The organism is Mesorhizobium sp. M1295 (assembly GCF_040318135.1).
Taxonomy (GTDB): Bacteria; Pseudomonadota; Alphaproteobacteria; order Rhizobiales; family Rhizobiaceae; genus Mesorhizobium.
Map to the genome: position 1 here is coordinate 40,124 of NZ_JAMYLU010000028.1, position 21,524 is coordinate 61,647.

Genomic DNA, 21,524 nt, shown 5'->3' on the forward strand with positions numbered 1-21,524 from the left:
CCACGGTTGTATGCCTCATCGCTTGCGTTGAGGCCTCATTTGATTCCACGTGGCGGGCAATCAAAATGCAGCCTTAAGAACCCACGGGCTAGGGAAATCAAGAATGCTAGACTTATTTGAGCCGCGCGGTGAAATTAATTCGCTGTAATGCGCAAGGCGTTTAGTGTCTCGGGCGTAATGGTGCCGGTTACCTTCAGATTGTAATCCGACTGCATTTTCAGGAGCCCAGATCGCATAGCAGGGCTCATCTTTCCATCCAACTCGCCATTGTAGTAGCCGAACGACAGCATCGCGAACTGAACCTGGAGAACGATCTCCTTGAATTTGGCAGCGTTCCCGGGAAGCACAACCAGAGGTGCTGCAGCCGGCGCAGTGGCAGTCGGCGCCTGGTAGGTTGGCGCGGGCTCTTGATACACCGGTGCTGGAGGCTGATAAACGGGTGCAGCAGGTGGGTAGTAGGTGCCTCCCGTGGAAGATCGATGACTGCTGTGGGAGCTGTGGCTGCTATGGCTCGAATGCGACCTATGCCCCGCCAATGTGAATTTGTGATCCAGCTTGAAAATGTCGAACAACGATTTCGACTTGCCTCCATCATTGAATGGAGCGATCGGCATTGCGGTGCTCTCGATTGGCATGAAGCCGGCTGCGAGCAACGACGGGATAGTAAAGAGCCGCTTTCTCATGTGACGCCGAACCTTTCATACCCATGCGCTTTCGGATGCCATTCGAAGAAGCCTCCGCAATCGTCACGCAGTCCGCAACCAGCGCACTCCGAGACGTAGGTTCGCTTCCAGTCTGAAATCGTCGACGGAGCAAATGTTCTGTAGTTGGGCGGAACAGTGCATAGCGGGAAATTATACAGCATGGCGCTGATTCCGCGGCTGATGGCGACATCGAGCGCCTTTTTAACCGTGTCAAAACCTCTGGAACTGTCGAAGAACAACGAGTCCCAGTTCTGCCTGCCGTAGCCGATGTTCTCAAGCTGCATGATCGCCCACTTATCGACGAAAGGCAGCGATGTCGTCACGAACCTAGCCAGATCCGCCAGACCGGCTGCATTCGGCTTCATGAGCACCGTACGCAATTCGATTTTTGCGCCGGCCTGACAAAGGATCGACAGGCCTTCTCTGACTTTGTCGAACGCGCCCGGCTTTGCCACAATCCGGTCATGAACGTAAGGATCGCTAGAGTAGACAGGAACACCCCAAAGGACACGATTTAAATCCAGCTCGCCGAGCTTCGCCAGATCATCGCGGTCAAAGTGTTGCGCGTTGGTCAGAACGTGGAAATCAATGTTGGGCCGCGCTGCTAGCATTCGTCCTAGGAATTCCAGCAGCTCCGATTTGAACAGCGTCGGCTCTCCACCGGATAGACCAATCGTTGCGTTTTCTGGCGAGAGCAGGACTGCCGTCTCAAAATACGGGAACATGTCGACATGCTGCTTTTTCGGTGGCTGCGAGCACATCAGGCAAAGCTGGTCGCACCGTTCAGTGACCAGCAGTGTGTTGTGACGGGAATTTGCTCGGATAAGGCGGTGTGCAGTCCGACGTCGAGGCACAACGAACAGCACGTCGCCATTTAAATCACTGGCGTCTATTCCGAAGACACGGAGGGTTCCCTCTCCGCCCGAAAAGTCTGCACTTTCGCCGGATGCGTTACCCAGCACCGCATCGAACGAGCTGAGCGTTGGCGTGTCGTGGGCAACGCCCTCGAAGGACCGGAGCCGAACCACATATGGATCGGTCGCGTCAGTCTCAATTCTGAGGCGAAGCGGGATCATGCGTGGACCGGGACCATGTGATCTCCCCAGGAAGGAACTCCGGCCCAATTGGCGACGGATTGCCGAGCTGCATCGTCGCGACGCGTCATCACCTCTACGACTTTGTCGAATAGAGAAATATGCCGTCTGCAGAACCACGTCTCACTGCGAATGAGATCGATATGGCCGTCGCGTGACAAATCGTCGACGACGTCCGTGCCGCAAAAAGGCTGATAAACACAGTGGATGCAGTCGGCATCGAAATTGTTGATCGATGCTCGATTGAGGAGCTGTACCTTTTGCTGATCAATGCCGCGGGTCACTGTTCCAATCGAGAGGTCGACACGTCCGATCCGCGACAGCATCCTGGCTTCGTCCGTCGGATACAACTGCCCATCGTAATCGACAACGATGTAGTCGGACGCGAAGAAATTCGGATTGCGAAGATCGACGTGGTCGTCGGTGCCTGATCTCAAAAATCGCCGCAGGCACTGGCTGAAATAGTACTCTTCAACGTATCGGCCAGTGCGTTGATTACGCTCTATGAGGTAATCGATGAAACCTGAATGAAGTGAATTCCATTGAGCGATCGCATTGGGATCGCTCTTCCGCCGGCGCGCAAAGCCTTGGTGGTTTATCGGTCGCAGATATATCGACTGTATCCCATGGCGCTCGAAGTTGCCTACGAGATCCTCGAAATCCGGCGGATGCTCCACGTCGATGGTTGGCAGGGCGGACACCTTGCCGACGCCGAGGCGCCGCACAGCTTCAGCCATGTTTCCGAAGAAGGTGTCCGTAGCCAGGCCGTTGCCAGTGCGCTGCCGGGTATGCGTCTCGTGGTTCCCGTCCAATGACGTGCTGACGAACGTGTCCGGTTGATCAAGGAAGGCCCACTCAACCTCACCCATGCGCTGGAGGTTGGTGCAAACGACAAACTGGCTGCGCGGAAATTTCGAACGGGTGAAAGCCCGAATTTGCTCGAGGAGATCAACGCGAAGCAAAGGCTCCCCGCCCTGAAACTCGATCTTAATGTCCGGACCTTTCAAATTGCCGATGAAGTCGAGGGAGGCGTTCAATGTTTCGTTGGACCAGTCGAAGCCGCGCGCGGCCTCAGGGGCCCGGGAAACCTGGCAATAGCCGCATGTCAGATTGCAACGCAAAGTCGGGACGAGAATGAGATACGAGAGCTCTTGCTGCTTCGATTGCCTTCCCGCCCAACGATAGGCAAAGGATGTCCAATCAGGATCGCCTTCGCGTTCAAACGTATGCCCATTGCCACGAAGAAATCTCAGGTCCTCGGGCAACAGCGCATCGCGCGCGTATCTCCCTAGAAACTCGCCGCTTCCGAGAAAAAACCCACCGGCATCGTCGCTAAACAGGAACGTTCCGTTTGGGAGATCTCTAAACTTGAGCGGCCACACAGTCATCTGGCGGTGACCGCCCCGATCAACGCATGTCGTAGCGGAAGCGTTTCCGAGTAGATCTTCTCGCGATAGATGGCGTGAAGGACGTTCTTTCGCAGATCGTCCAGCCTGTCCGGCGGAAGCTCTTCAACCGCCACGCCCTGACTGGAGGCCGAAAACCGCAGCGACGGATATTGGACTTGTAGTCGAATTAACGCGCCTTCCACAAAACGCTGAAAGTCTTGTGGAATCTCGATTGTTGCCCGTCCTAGAAAGCGCGCCGCCCCCACGTACCAAGTCCTCCCTCTCAACAAACTATACCCAAAACTCGAGTATGGGAATTAGTGCATTTCAACTTCGATTTTTCAGTGAGGACCGATATCACTGATTGTTGGGGTTGTTGCTGAGAGGACGGCAGTTTGCGCCGCATCCCGGCCGTTGGTGGTACGCAAGCTACAGAAAGCGGCCAGCCTGCTTTTCGAAGAGGCCGTGTCAGCAACGGGATGGAAAGTGGACACGCTGATAGTCAGTGGCCAACGGCTGCCAAGCTGCCAAACCCAGTCGCGTGATAGAACACCATGCTATCCGACGGTTGAGGTCCCGATGCGGCCTCTCTCCCCTATAGTTAGTTAGTGCGCGGCACTATCGGACCGCGTCACTAGAACAGGTCATCGTCACTAGACTCGACCGGCTTTCGCCTCAGTGGCTCAGGCTTCATCGGTTCGGGCTTCTTAGCCAGAAATTCATGCAGCGCCGTCAGCTTGGCGAGCAGTTCGTCGAAAGTGATGACAATCACGTCGCGTAGGTTATTGCGGTAAAGCTCGAGGCTCTTCTTCTCTTCGTCTGCGGCGGGCGACTGACCTGCGATCACGATGCAGGGCACCGCGTAGGTGAAGACGTCGTACGCCTTCGAGGCGATCTTCTTGCTGTTGATGTCGTTCTGCAGTTGGTGCCGCTGGTCAAGCACCTGCGTAACCGCACCGCTCAGTTCCTCGGAAGGCGCGTATACGCCACCGCGGTAGGGACGCTTCACAAGCAAAGCCGTCTTGGGCGTCTTGATCTCGATCAGTGCAAGGTTGCCGAACAGTCCGAGCCTGATGGCGTAATCAGCCAGTTTGCCGCCGCTACCATCGAATTTCGTGCCACCAACCGCGACCTGGTCGCCGAAGGCCAGTGCTGGCAGGTTGAAAGCGAGCTGCAGAATAAAAGCGTTTGCGTTGAAGAACTCCTGCCAGTGACGCTCTTGCAGACCGGTCTGGCCGAGCTTCTTATCGAAAATCTCGATCAGCTCCTCCAACGACACGAGCTCAATTTCACGACGCAACTCGAGCAGCTCCCCCGGCTCTTTCTCTGCCAACGTCCTGACCGACTTCTTGACCGTGCGAGCTGCGGCCTTGGCTTCGGCCTCCGGCGATCGAGACTTGCCGATGAGCGTCTCAGCAAGGATGTCGGCGACTGGCCGACGGGTGCCGTCGCCAATCGGAAGCTCGAAGTCTGGATCAAGCATGATGTTGAGATTGGCGTCGAGGTACTCGCGCTTCGCCCTGTTTGCCAGGTCGATGGATCGCTTGTGCGTACGGTTGATATCGCGACGAAATTTGTCGAACATCGAGTACGACATCGCAAGCACGTCGCCCTTGCGGGATACCCCTTTGTCGTCCGAGATTCGCAGCGTGGTAACGCCGCTCTGGCGCTCTGCCGCCTCCGCGATGAACCGCATGTCGTAAGCCAAGCCGAAGCCGGCCAAGGGCTCCCTGATGATGCCTGCTGGCAACTCCTCAAAGTAGAGATAGTCATCGTCATTGATCGCGCCCGGTGAGTCGACGTCTTCGAGAATGATGGTCTCTAGATGGAGGTATTTCGGCTCGAGGAAGTAGGCCCCGAAGGTTGTGCTGATCGGATATGTGGTGAGGGTGCGGGTTGAGGCCTTGTATCGGGCAAGAATGATCGGCTCTGTCGGCGTCTCGAAGTCGGGGTTGGCTTTCGCCGCCGCTTTCATTGCTTCCGGTTTGAGTTGGAGCTCGATCTCATAGTCACCGACCTTTTTCGGATGATAGGCGACACGAAGGCCTTCGTCCGCGCGATCGGGCATCAACTTTAGGATTATCGGCTTCTCACTCATGACGCTTCTTTCGGCTTGTCGTGCAGTGGTAGCGCACGCCCAGGATGGCGCAGTTGCCACGTCTCGATGATGAAGAGCGCGATCGCGGCGCGGAATGGATAGCAAGCTTGGCTATGCGGGCATCGATACGTCGGAAGCCTTTCTCTTTGCCATGGGCGCCGCCGACGTGAGTGCGGAGGGAGCCGATGCTCTGCACCGAAGTAACCAAACCGGAGAGCACCGCCTTCACGTCGTTGACGATCTCGGGCGCCAAACCTTCTTTCATCGGATCCAGACCAAGAGGATCGCGTACTGCGCGATAGAGCGAGCTGATGTCCTGTTTGGCAGGGAAGTCGAGCTCGAGCTCGACAAGGATAGAGCGGCAGACGCTTTCGACGACTGCGCAAGCCGATGTAACTGCCAACTCGGGGTCTGCGGTGGCCGCTCGAAGCGCACGATCTAGGTCCCGGCTGACCGTATCAAAGTCGATGCCGGCGGCCATTGCGGAAAGCTCATTGGTAACCGGGGCAGTTTCCACAATCTCGACCAGGCGCATTGTGCGCCCGGCCGGCTCTAACGTGAGTCCGTCGTAGAACAAGTGCTTGTTGAGGTACTCGACAACAGCGATGTGTCGCTCAGGCTCCTTGATGAAGTCGCGCGGGTCTGCCGCGCTCTCGATGATCCTTTTGAGCAGTTCGCCGTTGCCTGTGTCGATGAACATTGCGCCATGGATGGCCGTCTTGGTGGCAGGTAAACGGCTCTCGCCTTTGATGTCGAAGGGTACCCCAAAGCCCTTGAACCAAGCCTCCAACCGCCACCCCTGCCGGTAAAGGCCAATTGACGGCTCGTGGCCGCCGGCCGAGCCGCCCGAGATAATCTCGGCTAAGGCATCAACCGACTGATCTGACAAATCGATTCGCATGCGCCAATGTTACAGTAGATTCATCAGCGTAACTTCCTGAGGATGTTTTTCCAAGAGCTTGAGGTGGCTTTCGCCCTACGTTAACTGTTAGCTGCCGGACCGCTACCGGCCCAGTTGCGGCCATTTCTGAACTCCCACTTTGGCTTTTCCAGCGCTAAACTGGCCTTGGGCGATGAATGGAAACGGTCAGATGTTCCCGGTCTGTGCGCGAAAAGTCGCATAATTGGCAGTGTGGAACTCAACGGCGGCTCATTGGTTTTGCGGGTTCAGCTCGTGGAAAAGGTCCGTCGGCCTTTCGTGAATGCGGGTTTCCGCATCGCCTACCTCGATTTGGTCGATGACCGCCGGACAGGCGAGGCGGAGCCGTATCTCGCCCGAGAGCACATTCGCGCGCATGATTTCGACGAACGCGCCTATCTTTTCATCCGCAGTGAGAAACCTGCGTTTGACGGATGCAGTGGTGCTACGCTTGTGGAGCCCCTGGCGTCTCTATGCGGCAATCCTTCATCGTGAGCCGATGCTATTGTGCAAGTTTCGCAGCACTGCGGGTGGCGATATCGGCCAAGACAGCATGAAGAAGCGTTCCAACTTCCTGTTCGGCGACCCCGGGTGCAATTCCTGATTCGGACAGTTGAACGAGAATTGCCTTGGCGGTGTTGCGCCAGAAGGCGTTCGCGTCCTTCCCGTTCTTGGATTCCAGGACCCGGGCGATCCCTTCGACCAACTTCCGCCGCCGATGCAGCGGAAACGCGCTTATGTTTGAATCACACATCGATCACCTCACCCCTTCAGTCGCGCGAATAAGCATTGGCGGGTGAGAAAATTTGGTTAACAGCGCTTTTGGACAATGGTCAGCAATGGAATAAAGCGTCTACCCAACAAGCCAAGAGGTGTGCCACGTGTTGATGATCGGCGCGTGCTGAACGGCATCTTCTGGGTGCTGCGCTCCGGTGCTCCATGGCGCGACCTGCCTCAGCGCTATGGCCCGCGCACCACCTGTTGCAACCGCTTCGTCCGATGGCGAAAAGTAGGTGTGTGGCTGCGCAGTAACGAGCTACGCCTAAGGTTTGCGGAGCCTCACGCCGGCGCGGCTGCCGTTCTCCGGGATGAACTCGACGCCGGCGGCCTAGAGGGCGATGCGCAAGGCAGCAACGGTCGCTCTTGGAGCCCTGTCGGGCCGCGACATTGTCTATTTTAGACAGTCGCCGCGACCATAACTTTTGATAACAGGTCAGGGTCGCGGGATGCCGAGCCGCTTGAAATACCGAGTTACGTCCGGATGCTCGCGATCGTCCCGCCTCAACCGCGCAAGCGCGTCATCATCGCCGGCGAGCGCCATAGCCAAACCGGGAGCGCTTATTCTCCACGGAGCACCGGGCATTGTCTGGTTGTGAAGACGGTGCTTGATCACCAGCCGCCTGAGTGTGTCTTCGCTTACGTTGTAGTCGTACTGAATAGATCAATGGCCCTCTGGACCGTGATCGCCTCTGCCCGTGGGATGTAGAGCGGCCGAAGCCGTTCGCCTGTTGCCGGCGCTGTTTTGACAGGGCGCGCATTGGTCATTCGGCCCATCGCGCTTTTCTGCGGCCCGCCGTTTCGCCCGACATCAGGGAACGATATCTTCCCCCATGTATTAGAAACCCATGGACACTATGGAACCCCACGGCCACGGGATGGCTGGCCGATCTTTTTACATCGGAAGTTGCCAATGCCAGGCAGCGCATCCACCGGACCGAGCTCGCGATTCAACGCACTGAAGAAATGCTGGCCGAAAATCTCGCGCTGTGCAGCAGGATACGAACTGCGGTCGAGGCCGCAGACCGCTTGGTGAAGATCGATCCCCCCAGCTTTGAAGGACGTCGCGCGGGTTGAACTGGGCCGGCCTTTCATCGTCGCGACCTTGCGGCACCCTGCCGCAAGAGCCTGCCCTGTTGGCATCACAGCGTGAGCAAACATTGGACAGAAGCATTTCAACGGTCGCTATGTGCAACACCGACGCTAGATCGACACGATCTTCTGTTCAAACAGCGGGGATTAATGCTGCGGCAATCGAAGGGGGCACGGGGGTCTTCGCGCGAGCCAGTTAGCCGATCTCCCGCTCAGAAATTTCAGCCAAAATATTCCGACCTCCTGATGGAACCCGTTCGTTGCGGGCGAGTTACGGCTCATTGGGGACTTCCCGAACATGACAACGAGCAACAAAGCAGACCATCAGTCTGTCTCCGGAGCGTTTCGGAAACTGATCCGTTCCGAAGGCTATCGTCATCACGTACAAACGTTCTTAAATCTGGAGGTCGAACCAGAACTGCCGCCAACCCTACAGTCATTACTTGCGGCTATTGATCGGGCCAAACAGGGGCCGACGGAAGAAGTCCCTTAGCGGGCTGGCTGAGCGTCAGGTCAAAGAGTATAGAGGCTCGCTTCGTGGCTTGTCCCTCTGATTCCCACTCAGAAGTTATCAAACATTCTTCTTGATTTTTCTCGACAGAGGATCATGAATGTTCCCTTGGGTTCTCGCTGAGGTGGGAGGCCTTGTATGAACGTTTGGACGAACTGCCGACCCGACAAAGTGACTGCCAAACACCTTGTTCACGAGCTGATCCTACAAGCCCGTCGCGGCCAGATCATCTCCGTCAAAGAGACTATTGCAGCGGTGCGCCGAGACGGGCCACACCTGGCGGAAACTGACTGCGAGCTGGTGGAGCTTATTGTCAATGTTGCCCCAGCCTTTGGCCTGTTCGTCGGGTTCGATCTCCGCGAATAACCGCCTCCTCAACAGGGCGGACCGTGGCGACACGGTCTCGATCAAAGCTGCACTACGCGAAGCTCGGGAGGCTGCGCCTTGCTTGGTGGCCTCCGACGAAGAACTAACCGAGGCGATCGTCGAGGCAGCAACTGCCATGCCTCTGCGTGGCTTTCGACTGTCGCGAGTAGCTGTCAGCCAACTTCAGTCACTGTGGCATCGCAACGAAAGCGCGCCGTCCTGCGCCATTTTCAATAGCTAGAGGAGTAATCCGCAATTACCTTCGCAACCTGCTCACTCTGCCTGTAGAACGGGAACTGGGCTGAGCAAAAGATTTGCTGGAGGAACTTGATCGGGCCGACAAAGAGTGACCGCATGGCTCTCCACTGGTTCAACCCTCCGGTCCCGGTCAAGTCCGAGCGTCCCGGGATCATCCACAACGTCAACAACGCCGAGACTGCCGGCGAGGAGCTGATGAAGTGGACCAAGCGTGGCCCTTGCTGGGACCTCGCGGTGCGCGTTTGTATGGCCGTGATTTTCGACGAGATGGAACCTGAGGAGGCCCGCAAGGCATTCCTGGCTGCTGCAAAAGAGGAGGGGACATTACTCCCCCAATGAGAACCAGCTAAATTGGATGCGGTATAAGGTTCTAGGTGTCTATTACCAACCGCCTTCGCGAAAGGAGCCCGCCGCCGGTGAGGGAGAGGCGACGGACCCCCCACAGCGGCTGCACATCCACGAAGAATCCCGCTGCCACCTCTAAACCCGCGAGGGCCTACATCGTTCCCTTAGCTGCGGCTAAAGCGGGGTTGGTCGGCGGGCTCTTGCCGCTCTAAGTTCCCCCTTATGGGTCCTCTCTGGTTCTCTCCACCGGTCTACGTGAAGACGAAACGTCCGGGCATTCGCAATGGGGTCAGCCACGTCGAGGGAGCCGCCGAGGAACTCATGGGGTGGGACACAAACGGCCCGAAGTGGACCAAGGCGGTCCAATCCTGCGTCGATGCGTTCGAGGGCAAAGCCTCCCCCCAAGAGGTCCGTGAAGCCTTTGAGGCGGCTGCCAAGGAGGCCAACGTGTATCTCTTCCCTGAGTAGGAGGTATCATGGCGCCCATCTGGTTCGTCCCGCCGGTGTTCGTGAAGAGTGAAACCGGTGTCAGGCATGGCTGCAACAACGCGAAGGAAGCCCTTGAGCAGCTCAAGATGTGGACCCGGCGAGGGCCTCGCTGGCACAAGGCGGTGACCCTCTGCCTGTCAGCCTTGGAGGGCGATTCGATTGACCCTCAGGTGGTCCGAAAGGCCTTCGAGGCTGCCGCCAAGGAAGCCAAGATGTATCTTTCCCAGTAGGAGGAGGTGTCATGGCAACCCATTGGTTCTCCCCTCCGGTGTACGTCAAGACCGACCGACCTGGGGTCACCTACGGGTGTAACAATGTCGAGGGTGCCGCCGAGGAACTCATGAAATGGACCAAGATGGGACCTAAGTGGAGGAAGGCTGTGCAACTGTGCGCCGACGCCTTTCAGGACCGTGTGACTCCGGAAGAGGTCCGTCAGGCTTTCGAGGCTGCTGCCAAGGAGGAGGGGGTGCTCCGTGAGTAGCAGGCCAATGCCCATGGCTATGTTGGGAAGGACCCGCTAGGCTGTCTGAATGCTGACCAAGTCCGCGCTGCTCGAAATAGACCCGGATACGAGAGCATTCACTCTGGTCGGCGCATATATGGGCCATTTTGCACTTCTTGAAACTGGCATCGGAGCTGCTCTGGGCGAGGTACTTGGCGTCAATGGGGCACGTTGAGGTAGGGGGACCGGAACCGGAATGTCAGGCTTCGAAAGCCGATGGCAGAAACCGGATACGCTGTGGCGGCATTTGAGGGCACGTTCCTGCTCTTGATTATTGCCTGTGAGCTGTGCGCGAAAATCGGGAATGGAAGGGCCGGAGGCAGGAAGCACGGCCTCAGGCCGAGGCGCTAATCAAGCGGGTCGGTAATGATCGCGAAAAGCTCAACACGGCCGGCAGCGAAACTAAAGAAGTAGTCGCGCGTTGGACGGCGGATAACGCTGTTTCGTCTCTGAGTATGGTTTAGGTCAGAGTGGTCAAGCCAACGTCGCGTAAGGCAATCAATGCGTCGAGCGCTAGTCAAGCGAAGTCGCCCGCTCGTGACGAGGTCACTTTAGCGCCGCCCGCTTTCCGGCCGGTCCAGCTCGCAACGCTCGTGGACACGGTCCCTGCCGGCGATCGTTGGATCCATGAAATGAAATACGACGGCTATCGTATTCTCGTTGCAGTCGGCGCTGGCGAGGCGCGAGCCTACACACGATCTGGTCTGGACTGGTCTAGCCGTTTTCCCTCGATCCTCTCTGAGGCTCGCAAGCTCAAGGTGCGCTCCGCCCTGATTGACGGCGAGGCCGTGGTTGTCGATGCGGAAGGAAGATCTAACTTCCAGGCGCTTCAGAATGCATTGAAGGGTGCCCCGGCGACTATCGACTTTTATGCGTTCGATCTGCTGCAGCTCGACGGCGAAGATCTGACAAGGCTTTCTCTTCTTGAGCGCAAGGCGAAGCTGGAGGCGATCTTGCCTGCGAAAAATCCGGTCCTTCGTTACTCCGACCATATCCTCGGCCGCGGAGAAGAGCTGCTCGATCGCTTCTGCGCTGCCGGCCTTGAGGGCGTCATCTCAAAGCTCGCGGATTCGAGTTATGTGGCGGCCCGCGGCGCAAGCTGGCTGAAGATCAAATGCATCAGGCGGCAGGAATTTGTGATTGTCGGCTGGACGCCGTCCGACAAGGTCCGCGCGTTTCGGTCCTTGATCCTTGGCGTTCATGACGGCGGCAAGCTGCGTTACGCCGGGAAAGTCGGCACCGGCTTCGATACCGCTGAACTTCTTCGTCTCTTGAAGATCATGGCGCCGCTTGAGCAGAAGGCCGCCACCGTCGACGCACCACGCGCCGAAGTGCGCGGCGCACACTGGCTCCGTCCGAACCTGGTCGCTGAGATTGCCTTCACCGAAATGACAAATGAAGGGACGTTACGACATCCGAGCTATCTTGGTCTCCGTGAAGACAAGAAGCCGGAGGCGGTCGTGCTCGAGACGGAACGTCATGCAGCCGATCTCGCCGCGTTTGCGACAACCGCCATCGCGATAAGTAACCGTGACCGCGTCATCTATCCGGAGTCCAACATCACCAAGGGACAGCTTGCCGACCATTACGCAGCGGTCGCGGCGATCATGCTTCCTTGGGTTGGCAGCCGGCCGATCAGTCTGGTTCGATGCCCACAGGGCCGCGCGAAGAAGTGCTTCTTCCAGAAACACGACGCCGGCAGCTTTGGCGACAAAGTCCACCACGTAGGCATCACGGAGAAGGACGGGCACGAGGAACCATATCTCTATGTCGACGATGCCGACGGACTGATGACTTGCGTCCAGATGGGAACGATCGAGCTGCATGGATGGGGGGCTCGGATCGAGGATGTCGAAAAGGCCGACCGCCTCGTGTTCGACCTCGACCCCGATGAAGGCCTCGATTTTGAGGCCGTCCGCGCCGCTGCCTTTCAGTTCCGCGCTATCCTTAAATCGCTGGGGCTTACGACTTTCCCGATGCTAACGGGAGGCAAAGGAGTGCACGTCATCGCGCCCCTCACCCCTGGCGCCGAGTGGCCAGAGGTGAAGGACTTCGCGTCTCGCCTGGCGCAGGCGGTCGCCCAGAGCGATCCGGCCCATTTCACGGCTGTGTTGTCAAAGGCGCGCCGCAAGGGTCGCATCTTTGTGGACTATCTGCGCAATCAGCGCGGGGCGACCGCGATCATGCCCTACAGCGCAAGATCACGTCCGGGCGCTCCTGTCGCGGCACCGATCACGTGGGCGGAGATGAAGACAATAGATGCGCCCTCTCATTTCCACGTGGGCGATGCTCCTGAATTAAAGAAACGCGCAGGCTCCAAAGCTCTGGCTGGATGGGGTCGCGCTGACCAATCCTTGCCCAATCTGTAGCGTACGTGAAGAGGCAGTAAAGCCGGGACTCTAAGGGCAACGCGGCGCTCATGGCCTTGCCTGATTGGAACCTGCGGAGATCGGCCTCGTTTGGCTGAAGCCATGGCAAAAATCAATCCGAGGACCGTCGCCAGCCTTTTGAGGGAATACGCACAACGGGCGTCTATGCGCGGCGACAATCCCTATCGCATAAAGGCATACTTGCGCGCGGCAGACAGTCTGACGGCGCTGTCGCAGCCGCTCGATAGGATCATCGCCGCCGGCGCCCTCACAAAGATCCCGGGGATCGGTGACGCGATCGCAGACATCGTGACCAAGCTTTACCAAACCGGCACGCACCCGAGCCTTGAGAAGCTTCGCGAGGATGTTCCAGCGGGCGTGATGGAGCTGTTTGCCATACCCGGGTTTCGTCCAGATAAGATACTGAAGCTTCATCAGGCGCTCGGCGTGAACTCGCTGGCGGAGCTCGAGGCCGCAGCAAGAGAAGACCGCATACGCCCAGTCAAAGGCCTCGGCGCTGCGCTTCAGACAAAGCTCCTGCAGAACTTGGCCATCGTGCGAAGCGGCGAAACGCAACTTCACCTGCACAAGGCCGCCGCTCTTCTCGAACATGCGGTCATATCGGTGAAGCAAGAGCATCCAGAGTTTTCGCGCGTCGAAATTGCAGGTGACTTCCGGCGCGGTTGCGAGCTCGTTTCCGACTTCGCCCTGGTAGCGCAGGGCAGAAAGTCGACTGGAATCGAGGACACGACCCTCAGGCTTGTTGTCACGGACAGGAAGCACTTTGGCGCGAGCCTGCTCGAAGCAACCGGTTCGGCAGACCACCTTGAGCAACTGAAGACGTTCGCGGCCGACAAGGGATTCACCCTAAACGCCGACGGGCTTCATCGCGGGAGAAAGCTGATCGCGTCAGCCACAGAAGAAGAAATCTACCAAGCGCTGGGCTTACAGTTCATCGAGCCTGAATTGCGCGAAGGCAGGGGCGAGATTGAGCGAGCGGCAAAGCAGAAGCTACCCGCCCTCGTCCGGGATGAAGATCTGCATGGCATCCTGCATTCTCACACGACCGCATCCGATGGCACTGAAACGCTTGAGGCAATGGCTGAGGCCACGCGCAAGCGCGGTTTCGAATACTATGGTGTGGCAGATCATTCGCAGTCCGCCCACTACGCAGGCGGCCTTTCGTTGCAGGAGATTGCTGAACAGCACCGCGAAGCTGACCGGCTGAACAAGGCATACAATGGAAAATTTCGCATACTGAAGGGCATCGAGGCGGACATCCTGGCGGATGGCTCGCTCGATTACCCGAATCATATCTTGGAGCAGTTCGATTTCGTCGTCGCGAGCGTGCACAGCCGCTTCAAGTTGCCCAAGAAGGAACAGACGGAGCGTATCATCGCGGCGATCGGAAATCCTCGGACGACAATCATCGGGCACATGACCGGTCGCCAGCTGTTGCGCCGTCCCGGTTATGATCTCGACGTCGACAAAGTCCTCAAAGCGTGTGCGAAACACGGCGTCGCTGTCGAAATCAACGCACATCCGTGGCGACTCGACCTCGACTGGCGCTGGCATCAAAAGGCACTCGATCAGGGCTGCATCTTCAGCATCAATCCGGACGCTCATTCGATCCGCGAGCTCGACCACATGCATTGGGGTGTCGAGATGGCGCGCAAGGGCGGTGTCCCTGCGAAGCGGGTCCTGAACGCGATGCGTTTGACCGCCCTCCTTGCGCATCTCGCACGGCGCAGGCAAACGTCCTAACCTGCTTGTGCGCCCGGCCTATCAGCGCAGGAGTCCGTCATTCTCAAAATCTTCCCAGCCGCGCAAACTGGAGTGCGCGTTCTCATCGGGGCCGTAGCCAGCTGAAGCTGCAGTTCCGCGACCGCTTCTTTGAGCACGTTTCATAGCGGCCTTCCCTGCGGCTCGCCGCCTATTCTCTGCAGCTGTCGCTGCGTCCTGTTCGCGCCAGACCGTAACCAGGTCGCGGTCAAGCACATCCTCCACGTGCTGCGGGTCGAACACGTGAAAGGTGATGTTCCTTGCCCGCCCGCGGAGTTTCACCGTTTTCGTCCCGGCGCTCTGCAAGCGACCATCTTTCAGCCAGCGGTGCCGTTCGGCCGTCGAGATCGTCAGAATGTCCTCGATTTCACGGGGGATTACGGGCAGGTCTTCGATATTCTGCAGTGCTTTGGATACGATCCCGAATACCACCTGCACATCATTCTCGGCGCCCTCAGACAGGCGCAGGGTAAGCACGCGGGACTCGATAATGAGCAATTTCCTGAACTCCCTTGGAAGGCGGGCGCGTATTTCGAGAAAAATACCCCTCGCTCTGACGGACGATCCAAACGTTGCAGCTGGGGTTAAAGGCCACTCTCCAATCAGCTTCGCTGTTGCATTGATTTTACGGCGCGTGGACATGCCCCTTTATATAGGTCCCCGATAGTCGGCAGCGATGAGCCGATCGCAAAGCCAATATGAGTTCTAATCCGCCAGCGGTCTGAACCACGATGCCCAAAGGCGCAACCACGATTGTGAGCGGGGCCGTTTGCAACTTCGGCTAACAGGAAACGGCAGAGTTGATCTCGAAGTGCGATATCAGGCGCGTCGCCGCCTGGCGGCTTTTTGGGGGCCGTTTGCTGTCCGTCCGGTTATTGCCGAGGGACCAGTTAAAGCCGCCGTTCGGCTCACGACCTTTTCGCGGAATACAAAGCAAGTTCAGATCCCGCGGAAGCCGACATTGAACTGCCTCTCCGTTTACACGTTTGGCAAATGTTGCGAATGGAGGGAGTTGCATGTTTGAAGGTTTCTCGCTGGAGCAGATCAAACTTCCGGAAGCGACGCTCAGAGTGCGGGTTGGTGGAAGGGGCCACCGCTTCCTGATGCTGCACGGTCATCCTCGCACCCATGCCACTTGGCATCGCGTGGCGCCGATTTTGGCTGAGGAATACACCGCAATTTGCCCTGGTCTTCGGTGCTCGCCCTTGCGGTGTGTCGCAACACAATCAGCGCGTCCGGTTTGCCGTGAACAGATCTTGCTGATGCACCAGTTCGTCCGCGACGGGCTGACGGAGGCGGCGTGTGCCATTCGGGTGGATGGCCGAAAATAACCCCACCTCTGCATGACGCGAATTGTCCCAGCCCGGGTAGGCCGTTATCGGGTACAGGCAAATACCCTCGAATCGATGCTCCGACACCCATAGCGGCACGCACCTCGTCGCGGCATACATAGTGGAGCCAAGCCGGCCCGCCGGATCCCTCTGAGCCGGTCTCGGCAATGAACATCGGCTTACCGTACCGATGAGCAACCTCGAGCAACATTTCCGACAAAGCGCGGTACTCATGGTGTCCCATCGATATCGTCGGCCCGTTTATTTACCATTGATTGTGCGGCTAGAAATTCAGGCCCACGACATCGACAACATCTTCGCTCCCGCCCAACTCAGGTTCGACGCGGCCCAGCAACATGTCGTAAGCTTCGAACTGCCCCTGACGGGCGTTTTCGGCCCGACCCCGTTCGCTGCGGGTCCGGTCACGAGGAGCGATTTGGATAAGGGGCTCGGCCCAGACAAATCTGCAGGCGGGGTCGATCTCCCGCATTGCACGAACACCCGCGATGGCAGCCTTCACGAGATGCCGCTTGAACCATCCACGTTTGTTCGGCCCCACGCGGGAAATAGCCGACCTCAACAGCCCATGCGAAAAAGGAGATCTAGTTGATGGGACACAACAGAGGCGGTGTTCCGGCGATCGAACGCTGTACGCTCACGGCTTCTGCCGCGAACGAGGCATAGGCATCGATGAAATGCAGCGATCGCTGATCGACATGGTCTGGAGATCCGTAATGGAAGATGTCCCAGATAACCTGGACACCTGCCGATCGGGCCGCCTCGACCATTGGCGCCCAACTTGACCAGTCATAGGCGAAGCTTGCGGAACCGGAGCCTCCACCTGGTGCTCGTCCATACGCCCCACTTCGCTCATTCGAAGTCTTCTTTCAGCAGTCGGCTTCGAACTCGGCCGCCTTGTTAGGACCGGGAACCGCGTTGGCGAAATACCGCATCCAATGGGGCGCGCGCCATCTTCGTTGCTCAGTCCAGCTCGTCCTGGCGCGACCGGGTAATGCCGAACCGATTTGGTCGAGCCTTTGTTCCTGTGGTGGACTGTCCGGAGCTGGGTGGCGAAGGAGGAACAAGGAGGGCCGTGCCAAGTTCGGGGCGATATACCACCGCCGCCGATCGACTCGAGCGGCTGCTCAGCAACAAGAGAGGCACGGGATCACATGACCGTTCAGATTCGACTTTCCGAGATCGACCACGCCAGGCGCGAGGATCGTGGCGACGGCGCTTGGAGCATCGCACCGGACTTGGGCTATTTGCGCCTAGCAATCGTCAATGTCGTGTTCTTCGGCGCACCGGGCAGCGGAGATCGGAACTGGATGCTGATCGATACCGGGTTGCCGACGTCCCGCGGCAGCATTCTTGCGGTCGCGGAAAAGCGGTTTGGCACGAACGCACGGCCGGCCGCGATCATCCTGACCCACGGCCATTTCGACCATGTGGGAACGGTTCTAGACCTCGCGAATAGGTGGGACGTGCCTGTCTTCGCGCATCCACTCGAGCGCCCCTATCTGGACGGAACCGCATCCTATCCGCCACCGGATCCCTGGGTCGGGGGTGGACTGATGGCGCTGCTTTCGCCGCTTTTTCCACGGGGGCCAATTGATCTTGGCAACCGTTTGGAACTCCTACCTGCCGACGGATCGATCCCCGGAATGCCCGGATGGCGATGGCTACACACACCCGGGCACGCTCCTGGGCATATCTCGCTCTGGCGCGAGGAGGACCGCTCGCTGATCGTAGGGGACGCTTTCATCACCACCGGTCAGGAGTCAGTCTATGAGGTCGCCGTTCAGGATCTTGAGATGCACGGTCCGCCGCGCTACTTCACGCCGGACTGGGATGCGGCGGAAAGATCCGTGAAGCACCTGGCTGCCCTGAACCCGCGGATGGTCATCAGTGGACACGGTGCGGCTGCTGCGGGAGTGGGCATGCGTCAAGCTCTTGACAGCCTGGCTGAGCGGTTCAGGGTGTTCGCCGTCCCGCCGAAATTGAAATTCGTGCGCGAGCCGGCGGCAGTCCAAGGTAGCTGAGGCTAACCGAGCCGTCGTCGTTCTGAAGTATGGTCAAGTTGGGCAGACTCTGTCTCTCGAGCCGGTAGAGTTACCCCGTCGGGTCGCGCTCTCCATCGTCGCCGACAAACTCTGACCAGCGGAACAAACCCGGAAGGCGCCGGGTTAGGGCGTTCGATCGGCGTAGGGCGACTGCGGGCCAAGCGCCCCGAAATTCTGCGTCAGGAGAAGACGTCAGATGAAAACGAGTAACCCGAAGGACGCGTCCTCTCCGCCCGCGAGCCGACGGGCAAGAAGTTGTTCGAGCCCACACGGGTCGTCATCCGCCAAGACTTGGCTTCGATTCGCTCATCGGCCAAAACCGTGGAGGAGATCAAATGGCAAATCTGGGAAGATTGGCGATCGCGATGCTTGGCGTTCTGGCATACCAAAATCGCGACAAGCTCTGTGAATTGATTCCGGGAGCGGGGTATCTTAACCCAAACGACCCGCAACGCAGAATTCTGGCTCAGATAACGAATGGCGTGTCGAGGGCTGACCTTGGTGAGATCCTCGACCGGTTCAGGGAGGTGGGGGCAGGATCGAAGGTCGACTCGTGGGTTGGCAGCGGGCCAAACCAACCGATTGAGCCAAGGGACGTCCAAGCGGCAATGGACGAAGGTACACTCACGTCCATTTCGATGCAGACGGGTCTTTCGCGCGAGGAGCTAATCAGAAGGATTGCGCGGGATCTACCCGAGACAGTCAACGAGATGACGCCGAATGGTGAATGGCCGTCTGAGCCGACACAAGGCTTGGATAAGTCGACCCTGCTCGACAATGTATCCTAGGGGACACAGCCAGGAATGCAGCCGGCCAAGGCGAGATCCAGGGTGGCAACTCTACACCGGGGGACGCTCCTGTCGCCTTCATCCGCTAGCGAACCAAGGATCTGTTTCGAGCGCGCCGAACGCGCAACTGGCCGCCATCCTGATAATGCGGCACCGCTGCATCGCGGCGCCCTCGCGCTCGCGTATTTCGGTGAGCGGAAGAAGGCGCGTTCCTGGCTGGCCAGAGCGCTGGCGATCGATCCGGACGACTTCGTGACGCAGTACAACGCCGCTTGCATGTATTCCGTGCTCGGGGAAGTGGAGGAAGCGGTTCGGTACTGGAAAGAGCCGTCGGAGGAAGCGCGAGTCAGAACCTATTGGAACGAATCCGTCACGAAGTCGATTTCGACGCCATTCTCGATCACCGCGGTTCGTGCAGCTTCTTAGTTCACTTGCCTTGTGACGCACAGCTGTACTTGCACAAGCTTCGGCCTGCCTAGCAGCCGCGTTCGCGGCGCGTCCGCTTTGGGTGGCGGATTCAACTGCTCGCAGCAACACACGAGTCTGTCTGAAAGATGGAGTGTGAGCCATGAAGCAGCGACGTCGCATCTACTACTCGGCCGCTCAGCGGGCTGAGATTTGGGTTGGATGGCAGGCGGGCGAGTCGATGATCTCGATCGGACGACGATTCGATCGGGAGTCTTCATCTGTCCGTTCTTGCCGCCGCGCCTGGGCCTTGCACTGGCGGGCTGCCGGCCTTGCCTGTCGCCGGTGGTGTTTTCCGTCACATTTTGCTGCCGCTGCTTGTGCTGCTCACCTGGCCGCTCGCCATGGGCAAGTATTTCCCGCCCCGGCATCGTCTCTGTGGGGTTTGCTTCGTCGGCAAAGGACATCGCCAGCTGGCCCTCACAGCTGCGGTCGATCGCGGCCGAATCGGGATTGATGCTGGCCGACGCGTTGGCCGGCGGCCGCTTCACCCGCTACAATGATCTGTTGCTGCCTGCCGGCATTATTGCCGGGGCCGGCGACCGGTTGTTCGATGCGAAAGCCGAGGCTCTTAGACCACAATCGGAGATTCCTGGTTCCGTTGTCGATATCATCCCGCAGGCCGGCCACATGGTCCATCACACCGCACCGCTAAGCTGTTCTCGCCATGGTGGACAGGGTCGCTGACGCGGCCAGCATGAAGCAGGCCGGCACTGGCGCATGATCTCGAAAGAAGTGGAATCCGGTTTTCGGAAAAGATCATGCCCAAAAGCAATAGGTAGAACCCCGTCCCGACTCTATCGGGTGGCGAATCGGATGATTTACTTCACGGCGACACGCACTTCAGCGCACCGCATCCTGTGCATCCATCCGCGCCGGTTCGGCTAACATCGAGGTCGAGGTCCGGTATCTTGGGGATTTGGCCAGGGGAACGGCCCCAATTCCGTGTTCGGCTTCTGCCTCTCTTTGTGGCCGCCAGCATCTAGTCGTCTGCAAATCGAGGCCACGGACTGACAAGCACCCCGCACTACGAGGAGCTGGCGGTCGGAGACCAAATGTAGACATGTCGCACCATCCTTGTGGGTGCGGCTTGCGATGCATACTGACGGTCGAGGGCTTAATGTAACCAAATCAACGGCTCGGCGTTTCGGTCAGCGCGTTGTAATGAGCGAAGCCATAACCTCTGTCACGAGCATAGACTGGCGATTTCATGAATCGCAATTTTCTGGTGATCGAACCTGAGGAAGGCATTGCCGTGCTCAAGGGGCTTGCCTCCTCGGCGCGGATCTCGATGCTGAAACTGCTGCATGAGAAGGGGCCGATGAATGTCAACGAAATCGCCGCCGTGCTGTCGCTTCCGCAGTCGACCGTCTCGACCAACATCCAGGTGCTGGAGGATGCGGGGCTGATCCGCACCGAGAGAGCGAAGAAAGGCAACCGGAAAATCTGCTATCCGACCGCCGAAAAAGTGCTCGTCGTGTTCAAGAGCGAATATCGTGCGGTCAAGAACGACGCGATCGAAGTGTCGATGCCGATCGGGCTTTACACCGGCTTCGAGGTTACCGCGCCCTGCGGCCTTTGTTCGCCGGACGGCATCATCGGCCTGCTCGATGTACCGAACACCTTCCTCGATCCGGACCGCATGAAGGCCGGGCTGCTGTGGTTCACGCGCGGCTTTGTCGAATACCAGTTCCCTAACAATGCCAAGCTCGCCAATACCGAGATCACCGAACTCGAAGTGGCGATTGAGCTGTCCTCGGAAGTGCCGGGCACCAGCGCCGATTGGCCCTCTGACATCACCCTGACGATCAATGGCGTCGATGTCGGCACCTGGACGTCACCGGGAGATTTCGGCGACAAGCGCGGCGTCTTCACGCCTTCCTGGTGGAAGCTCAAGGGCTCGCAATACGGCAAGCTGAAGAACTGGCGAATTGCCACTGACGGCGCCTATGTCGACGGCGTCAGGATTTCCGAAACCGGCCTCGCCGCACTCGATCTGAAGAGCCATCATTCAATCCGCGTCCGTATCGGCGTCAAGGACGATGCCAAGCGCCCCGGCGGGATCAATATTTTCGGCAAAGGCTTTGGAAATTACGATCAGGACATTGTGCTCAGGATCAAAACCGCGTGAATCGACTGGCCGCGTTGCTGCGCTCAGTTACAGTTCATTGCTAGGCTAGGCT

At 58.4% G+C, this 21,524-nt stretch carries 23 protein-coding genes and 1 pseudogene; 16 read left to right on the forward strand and 8 right to left on the reverse strand.

Annotated elements, in window-relative coordinates:
- Positions 1 to 134 precede the first annotated feature (134 nt).
- From hxsA to NKH29_RS32740, 6 genes are all read right to left on the reverse strand, one after another.
- Complete coding sequence (gene hxsA / locus NKH29_RS28145) at positions 135 to 683, reverse strand: His-Xaa-Ser repeat protein HxsA (RefSeq protein ID WP_353001082.1); 549 nt, start codon at positions 681 to 683, stop codon at positions 135 to 137.
- Positions 680 to 1,780, reverse strand: coding sequence for a His-Xaa-Ser system radical SAM maturase HxsC (hxsC, locus tag NKH29_RS28150; RefSeq protein WP_353001083.1), 1,101 nt, complete (start codon positions 1,778 to 1,780; stop codon positions 680 to 682). The genes hxsA and hxsC overlap by 4 nt, the downstream gene beginning before the upstream one ends.
- A complete protein-coding gene (hxsB, locus tag NKH29_RS28155; protein ID WP_353001084.1) occupies positions 1,777 to 3,186 on the reverse strand; it encodes a His-Xaa-Ser system radical SAM maturase HxsB in 1,410 nt (469 codons plus the stop codon). Before hxsB ends, hxsC begins: the two co-directional genes overlap by 4 nt.
- A complete protein-coding gene (locus NKH29_RS28160; RefSeq protein WP_353001085.1) occupies positions 3,183 to 3,452 on the reverse strand; it encodes a hypothetical protein in 270 nt (89 codons plus the stop codon). Before NKH29_RS28160 ends, hxsB begins: the two co-directional genes overlap by 4 nt.
- Positions 3,453 to 3,820: 368 nt before the next feature.
- Positions 3,821 to 5,284: a Shedu immune nuclease family protein gene (locus NKH29_RS28165; protein ID WP_353001086.1), complete on the reverse strand. Its 1,464-nt coding sequence runs from the start codon at positions 5,282 to 5,284 to the stop codon at positions 3,821 to 3,823.
- The gene (locus NKH29_RS32740) at positions 5,277 to 6,185 is read right to left on the reverse strand and encodes an abortive infection family protein (RefSeq protein WP_502911304.1); all 909 of its coding nucleotides are present in this window, start codon (positions 6,183 to 6,185) and stop codon (positions 5,277 to 5,279) included. The genes NKH29_RS28165 and NKH29_RS32740 overlap by 8 nt, the downstream gene beginning before the upstream one ends.
- A 231-nt stretch (positions 6,186 to 6,416) precedes the next feature.
- Between NKH29_RS32740 and NKH29_RS28175 the strand changes: the two genes are divergently transcribed.
- Positions 6,417 to 6,698, forward strand: a complete 282-nt coding sequence (locus tag NKH29_RS28175; protein WP_353001087.1) for a hypothetical protein — start codon at positions 6,417 to 6,419, stop codon at positions 6,696 to 6,698.
- A 7-nt stretch (positions 6,699 to 6,705) separates the two neighbouring features.
- Here NKH29_RS28175 and NKH29_RS28180 read toward each other — a convergent pair whose 3' ends face one another.
- Complete coding sequence (locus NKH29_RS28180) at positions 6,706 to 6,957, reverse strand: DUF6074 family protein (RefSeq protein ID WP_352541505.1); 252 nt, start codon at positions 6,955 to 6,957, stop codon at positions 6,706 to 6,708.
- Positions 6,958 to 7,032: 75 nt separating this feature from the next.
- Between NKH29_RS28180 and NKH29_RS28185 the strand changes: the two are divergent.
- The 9 genes and pseudogenes from NKH29_RS28185 to NKH29_RS28225 all read left to right on the forward strand — a co-directional run.
- A pseudogene (locus NKH29_RS28185) lies at positions 7,033 to 7,230 on the forward strand (transposase); the annotation flags it as partial.
- Between the two features lie 1,491 nt (positions 7,231 to 8,721).
- Positions 8,722 to 8,949 (forward strand): hypothetical protein, encoded by a 228-nt coding sequence (locus NKH29_RS28190; protein ID WP_352458909.1) that lies wholly within the window; start codon positions 8,722 to 8,724, stop codon positions 8,947 to 8,949.
- Positions 8,950 to 9,303: 354 nt separating this feature from the next.
- The gene (locus NKH29_RS28195; protein WP_352458910.1) at positions 9,304 to 9,546 is read left to right on the forward strand and encodes a DUF982 domain-containing protein; all 243 of its coding nucleotides are present in this window, start codon (positions 9,304 to 9,306) and stop codon (positions 9,544 to 9,546) included.
- 228 nt (positions 9,547 to 9,774) lie between these two features.
- Positions 9,775 to 10,020 carry a DUF982 domain-containing protein gene (locus NKH29_RS28200; protein ID WP_353001088.1) on the forward strand — a complete coding sequence of 82 codons (246 nt, stop codon included), beginning with the start codon at positions 9,775 to 9,777 and terminating at the stop codon, positions 10,018 to 10,020.
- 8 nt (positions 10,021 to 10,028) lie between these two features.
- On the forward strand, positions 10,029 to 10,271 hold the full coding sequence (locus tag NKH29_RS28205; RefSeq protein WP_353001089.1) for a DUF982 domain-containing protein: 243 nt from the start codon (positions 10,029 to 10,031) through the stop codon (positions 10,269 to 10,271).
- 11 nt (positions 10,272 to 10,282) lie between these two features.
- Positions 10,283 to 10,522, forward strand: coding sequence for a DUF982 domain-containing protein (locus NKH29_RS28210; RefSeq protein WP_352625651.1), 240 nt, complete (start codon positions 10,283 to 10,285; stop codon positions 10,520 to 10,522).
- A gap of 49 nt (positions 10,523 to 10,571) precedes the next feature.
- On the forward strand, positions 10,572 to 10,718 hold the full coding sequence (locus tag NKH29_RS28215) for a hypothetical protein (RefSeq protein ID WP_353001090.1): 147 nt from the start codon (positions 10,572 to 10,574) through the stop codon (positions 10,716 to 10,718).
- 295 nt (positions 10,719 to 11,013) lie between these two features.
- Positions 11,014 to 12,912 (forward strand): DNA ligase D, encoded by a 1,899-nt coding sequence (gene ligD / locus NKH29_RS28220; RefSeq protein ID WP_353001091.1) that lies wholly within the window; start codon positions 11,014 to 11,016, stop codon positions 12,910 to 12,912.
- A 102-nt stretch (positions 12,913 to 13,014) separates the two neighbouring features.
- Positions 13,015 to 14,676 carry a DNA polymerase/3'-5' exonuclease PolX gene (locus NKH29_RS28225; RefSeq protein ID WP_353001098.1) on the forward strand — a complete coding sequence of 554 codons (1,662 nt, stop codon included), beginning with the start codon at positions 13,015 to 13,017 and terminating at the stop codon, positions 14,674 to 14,676.
- Between the two features lie 21 nt (positions 14,677 to 14,697).
- Here the strand turns inward: NKH29_RS28225 and NKH29_RS28230 are convergent, their stop codons facing one another.
- Complete coding sequence (locus tag NKH29_RS28230; RefSeq protein ID WP_353001092.1) at positions 14,698 to 15,336, reverse strand: hypothetical protein; 639 nt, start codon at positions 15,334 to 15,336, stop codon at positions 14,698 to 14,700.
- Between the two features lie 374 nt (positions 15,337 to 15,710).
- Between NKH29_RS28230 and NKH29_RS28235 the strand changes: the two genes are divergently transcribed.
- From NKH29_RS28235 to NKH29_RS28260, 6 genes are all read left to right on the forward strand, one after another.
- On the forward strand, positions 15,711 to 16,025 hold the full coding sequence (locus tag NKH29_RS28235) for an alpha/beta fold hydrolase (RefSeq protein ID WP_353001093.1): 315 nt from the start codon (positions 15,711 to 15,713) through the stop codon (positions 16,023 to 16,025).
- 1,172 nt (positions 16,026 to 17,197) lie between these two features.
- On the forward strand, positions 17,198 to 18,067 hold the full coding sequence (locus tag NKH29_RS28240) for an MBL fold metallo-hydrolase (RefSeq protein WP_023679038.1): 870 nt from the start codon (positions 17,198 to 17,200) through the stop codon (positions 18,065 to 18,067).
- 356 nt (positions 18,068 to 18,423) lie between these two features.
- Positions 18,424 to 18,876: a YidB family protein gene (locus NKH29_RS28245; protein ID WP_502906740.1), complete on the forward strand. Its 453-nt coding sequence runs from the start codon at positions 18,424 to 18,426 to the stop codon at positions 18,874 to 18,876.
- 15 nt (positions 18,877 to 18,891) lie between these two features.
- The gene (locus NKH29_RS28250) at positions 18,892 to 19,302 is read left to right on the forward strand and encodes a tetratricopeptide repeat protein (RefSeq protein ID WP_353001094.1); all 411 of its coding nucleotides are present in this window, start codon (positions 18,892 to 18,894) and stop codon (positions 19,300 to 19,302) included.
- A gap of 492 nt (positions 19,303 to 19,794) precedes the next feature.
- Positions 19,795 to 20,028 (forward strand): alpha/beta fold hydrolase, encoded by a 234-nt coding sequence (locus NKH29_RS28255; RefSeq protein WP_352920880.1) that lies wholly within the window; start codon positions 19,795 to 19,797, stop codon positions 20,026 to 20,028.
- Between the two features lie 523 nt (positions 20,029 to 20,551).
- Entirely contained in the window at positions 20,552 to 21,472 is a 921-nt protein-coding gene (locus tag NKH29_RS28260) for an ArsR/SmtB family transcription factor (protein WP_353001095.1), read from the forward strand.
- The last annotated feature ends 52 nt before the right edge of the window (positions 21,473 to 21,524 follow it).

Coding starts and splice junctions, on each gene's coding strand:
- NKH29_RS28190 (WP_352458909.1), top strand. CDS start 8,722: ATGAACGTTTGGACGAACTGCCGACCCGACAAAGTGACTGCCAAACAC.
- NKH29_RS28165 (WP_353001086.1), bottom strand. CDS start 5,284: ATGAGTGAGAAGCCGATAATCCTAAAGTTGATGCCCGATCGCGCGGAC.
- NKH29_RS28195 (WP_352458910.1), top strand. CDS start 9,304: ATGGCTCTCCACTGGTTCAACCCTCCGGTCCCGGTCAAGTCCGAGCGT.
- NKH29_RS28200 (WP_353001088.1), top strand. CDS start 9,775: ATGGGTCCTCTCTGGTTCTCTCCACCGGTCTACGTGAAGACGAAACGT.
- NKH29_RS28215 (WP_353001090.1), top strand. CDS start 10,572: ATGCTGACCAAGTCCGCGCTGCTCGAAATAGACCCGGATACGAGAGCA.
- NKH29_RS28230 (WP_353001092.1), bottom strand. CDS start 15,336: ATGTCCACGCGCCGTAAAATCAATGCAACAGCGAAGCTGATTGGAGAG.
- NKH29_RS28235 (WP_353001093.1), top strand. CDS start 15,711: ATGTTTGAAGGTTTCTCGCTGGAGCAGATCAAACTTCCGGAAGCGACG.
- hxsC (WP_353001083.1), bottom strand. CDS start 1,780: ATGATCCCGCTTCGCCTCAGAATTGAGACTGACGCGACCGATCCATAT.
- hxsA (WP_353001082.1), bottom strand. CDS start 683: ATGAGAAAGCGGCTCTTTACTATCCCGTCGTTGCTCGCAGCCGGCTTC.
- NKH29_RS28250 (WP_353001094.1), top strand. CDS start 18,892: ATGCAGCCGGCCAAGGCGAGATCCAGGGTGGCAACTCTACACCGGGGG.
- hxsB (WP_353001084.1), bottom strand. CDS start 3,186: ATGACTGTGTGGCCGCTCAAGTTTAGAGATCTCCCAAACGGAACGTTC.
- NKH29_RS28245 (WP_502906740.1), top strand. CDS start 18,424: ATGGCAAATCTGGGAAGATTGGCGATCGCGATGCTTGGCGTTCTGGCA.
- NKH29_RS28260 (WP_353001095.1), top strand. CDS start 20,552: ATGAATCGCAATTTTCTGGTGATCGAACCTGAGGAAGGCATTGCCGTG.
- NKH29_RS28180 (WP_352541505.1), bottom strand. CDS start 6,957: ATGTGTGATTCAAACATAAGCGCGTTTCCGCTGCATCGGCGGCGGAAG.
- NKH29_RS32740 (WP_502911304.1), bottom strand. CDS start 6,185: ATGCGAATCGATTTGTCAGATCAGTCGGTTGATGCCTTAGCCGAGATT.
- NKH29_RS28225 (WP_353001098.1), top strand. CDS start 13,015: ATGGCAAAAATCAATCCGAGGACCGTCGCCAGCCTTTTGAGGGAATAC.
- NKH29_RS28210 (WP_352625651.1), top strand. CDS start 10,283: ATGGCAACCCATTGGTTCTCCCCTCCGGTGTACGTCAAGACCGACCGA.
- NKH29_RS28205 (WP_353001089.1), top strand. CDS start 10,029: ATGGCGCCCATCTGGTTCGTCCCGCCGGTGTTCGTGAAGAGTGAAACC.
- NKH29_RS28240 (WP_023679038.1), top strand. CDS start 17,198: ATGACCGTTCAGATTCGACTTTCCGAGATCGACCACGCCAGGCGCGAG.